3 protein-coding genes are annotated in these 3,493 nt (G+C 36.1%); 1 reads left to right on the top strand and 2 read right to left on the bottom strand.

Going from position 1 to position 3,493, the window contains the following annotated elements; all coding sequences use genetic code 11:
• On the bottom strand, positions 1 to 195 hold a 195-nt coding region (locus E1171_RS04640; protein ID WP_155204570.1), incomplete at its 3' end, for a hypothetical protein.
• Positions 196 to 570: 375 nt separating this feature from the next.
• Between E1171_RS04640 and E1171_RS04635 the strand changes: the two genes are divergently transcribed.
• A complete protein-coding gene (locus tag E1171_RS04635; protein ID WP_155204568.1) occupies positions 571 to 1,566 on the top strand; it encodes a 2-hydroxyacid dehydrogenase in 996 nt (331 codons plus the stop codon).
• Between the two features lie 156 nt (positions 1,567 to 1,722).
• On the opposite strand, the gene E1171_RS04630 is transcribed toward E1171_RS04635, so the two are convergent.
• Positions 1,723 to 2,781, bottom strand: a complete 1,059-nt coding sequence (locus tag E1171_RS04630) for a hypothetical protein (protein WP_155204566.1) — start codon at positions 2,779 to 2,781, stop codon at positions 1,723 to 1,725.
• Between the last annotated feature and the right edge of the window lie 712 nt (positions 2,782 to 3,493).

Below are 3,493 nucleotides of genomic sequence, written 5' to 3'. Positions count from 1 at the left end.
TGGGCTCAGTACTTCATTTGCAAGGGCTAATTCCTCCTCAGGACTCATGATCATTTCAGACGACATTTCTATTGCAGTAATATCTGCTTTTTTAACATTTCCAGTAAAGGCTGAAAGGCTTAAGATTAAAGCGAAGGCTCCTACAAATGACATAATGCTTATTGATTTTTTGTTGTTTACTGATTGAGTTTTCATAGCTGTATATTTTTTGGTTTTGTTTTTTCGTTTGTGCCAACCATAATTCAACTGTTGTGCCATAAAGTATAAAAAAGGCTTATACAGCCTTTAGAGCCATATTTTCAAATGGTGCCAATAAAATTTATGTTCATTTTTGAACAAGGGATGTTTTTAAAACGCACATGTTTTTGGGAGACCTTGCATTATTCATTGTGTATTCCTTATGTGGAATTTAAGCCTAGCAATTATAGGTGCTCTGACTTCATTCTTCCAATTCAGATTAAAATGATGAAGTCAGATGAACTTTTTTAGCTTAACACTCCTTGGGCTATAAATTACCAGATAATAAGCTAAGAATAGAGAAAAGTCTAATAACACCTTAAACCTACCACGATGAAAGTAGCTGTATACAGCATACATAACTTTGAAAGGGATTTTATACTCAAAGCTAATGCCGAAAAACATCACCTTGTCCTGTTGGAAGAAAGACTGTCAGAGACAACAGCTTCATTAGCAAAGGGGTGTCAAGCCATTTGTATTTTTACCGGCGACAAGGCCAACGCAGCCGTTTTGGAATCCCTATATAAGAAGGGAGTAAAATACCTAGCTCTTCGTTCTGCCGGCTTTAATCACGTGGATCTAAATAAGGCCAAGGAATTAAAAATGAAGGTGACTCGTGTACCGGCCTATTCCCCATATGCCATAGCGGAACATACGGTTGCTTTAATTCTTGCATTAAATCGAAAGCTAATTCGAGCACACCATAGAATCATGGACTTGAATTTTTCCCTTGATGGCTTGGTTGGGTTTGACATGAATGGAAAAACAGTTGGAATTGTGGGAACTGGAAAAATTGGAAGTGTTTTAGCTCGTATTCTCCATGGATTTGGTTGTCGTATTTTGGCCCATGACCGAGAAGAAAATAAAAAGCTTATTCAAGACTTTAACGTAAAATATACCGACTACCAAACCTTATTGAAAGATTCCGATATTGTATCTCTTCACCTCCCTTTGACAGAAAACACTCGATACCTTATTGATGAGCAGGCCATAAAAAGGATGAAAGTCGGAGTAATGTTAATTAATACCAGCAGAGGTGGTTTGGTAAATACCAAAGCTGTCATTCAAGGCCTTAAAACAGGGCACATTGGTGCTATTGGATTAGATGTTTATGAGGAAGAAGAAGGTTTGTTTTTTGAAGACCATTCGGAGGATATCCTGCAGGATGACACCATTGCACGATTAATGACCTTTAAAAATGTTCTGATTACAAGTCATCAAGCCTTTCTTACGGATACCGCCCTAAAAAATATTTCTGAAACCACCATTTATAATCTTGACTGTTTTGAGAAAGGAATTCAAAATGAAAATGAGATATTGAGGGAGTAGATATGAAATATAGAAGTCTTAGTGACCAATTCTTAGGGCCCAGTTTTATACCCCAACCCTTTTTAAACCCACAGAAAAAAGGCATCAGCTCAAAAGCTCGATGCCTTAATGATAATTACATAGGGTACAAATTAATCGAAATGTTTTACCCTACCCTTAATTTCCAGATGAGCTCCCTTTTTGGCTAATTTCAATAGTGTTGTTCATTCCCCTCTGATAGACCTTAACGTAGTGAAAATCCCCTTCTTGATTCACTGTGGCGCTGTTTCCCTTTCCTTTTTGATGAATAAAAATGCGGTTTCCCTCTCCTGACATTTGTTCGGCATCAGCCATATTGCCATCACCATATTGAGAAATATAGATTTCCGACCCCACTTGCTCAAATTGAAGGGTACTAGAAGTATTTTCATCCCCAAACTGATAGACCTGAGAGGTGGAATTTTCAACTCCAATATTAGTTCCGAAAATTTGTTGCTCACTAGTATTAGCATTTCCTATGGTAACTAGTTTTAAAAAATTATCTTTTGTTGTCAGGTTGCCAACCAAAAATTGACTGCCACCATTCCCTTTTCCATGGACGTACATCGTCCCCACGTTATTAGACCCCCCCAAATAAAATTGTGTTGTGGTATTATTTATCCCCCTTACTATAGCAGAAAAAAACTGGTTTTCTCCAACAACCTGCTGAATAGAGGTATTATCCTTACCAATTTGAACAACAGAACCAAAACTATACTTTGAGTCAAAAGTTACTTGATCTATAGAATTACTTATTCCAAACTGTTTTGCAACCATGGTCACATCTTCACTTGGATTGCCCGTTTCATCAGCTTCTTGAAAGATGTTATTGCTCATGCCGTATTGTAAAGCATAAAACCTAAGGTTTTTTCCTGCTTTATTTTGAACAATTACCTGATTATCGGCACCATACTGAGAAGAAAAAGAGAAGTTGGATTCTCCTTTTTGAACAACCTCCGCCCTATTCATCATTCCATATTGCTCGATAACAGAAAAATTACCAAGGTCTTCCTGATTAACGGTTGCAGTATTGCTTATTCCTACTTGTAAAATTTTCGAAGTCAGTTCTTCTCCATCCTGATCCACATTAGCCTCATTATCTTTTCCAAACTGTTTGACTATACTCTCATTTTGCTGAGCTAAAGCCAAAGATGCCATAAAACAAAACGCACCAAATAATAGAATTTTAAGTTTCATCTTGAACTATTTTTATTTTAGAAATGATTTAAAGTGTTCTTTTCTATAAAAAAGCCAATACTCTACTGAGTCCCTCTTGTTCAAATGTGAGAAGGAAGTGGCCTTATTTAAAGCAACGGTAAGGCTTTAAAACTTATTTAAATGAAATTTATAGGTTCAATACTATTTCAAAACAAAGGTATCCCAACGGTCAGCCTATATTCACATTGATAAAATATTCTCTTTAAATAAATGATTAGATTTAGGTAAAAGCATTACGAATAGAGATTAGGGGGGAATACCTCCATCAGCCTTAAACATGAGATAACAAAAAAGCAAAATTAAAAAATGCAAAAGGAAAAGGTGTACTCCATACGCCCTCCACCATTTAAAATCAAGGCTTTCAATTCTCCACTTTTCTTCTTTCAACTTCACTTAACAGCCCCTTTCCCTTCTTCAGAACTCCTATTTCTCTTATTTAAGGATAGAACAGCAAGAGGATAAGAATGTTTATGAATAATGAAAATCAAACTAAAATTTATTCTTAGAGTTGGAGCTTGATGGAACGGGAAACATAAACCTCACAGCTGATATGAAATTTTAGAATAAAGAGTGGAATTTTAGAAGTGCTGGTAAGTGCAAAAGTTGGACATGTGTCAAATGGTTTTGGGAAAAATTGGGGTGTTATGTTGGCTAAGAAAGGTAAAGCCCAAAGACAACTTATGGATTAAAA

Source organism: Xanthovirga aplysinae (genome assembly GCF_009711365.1).
GTDB classification, from domain to species: Bacteria; Bacteroidota; Bacteroidia; order Cytophagales; family Cyclobacteriaceae; genus Xanthovirga; species Xanthovirga aplysinae.
This window is presented reverse-complemented; position numbering and strand designations above follow the sequence as displayed.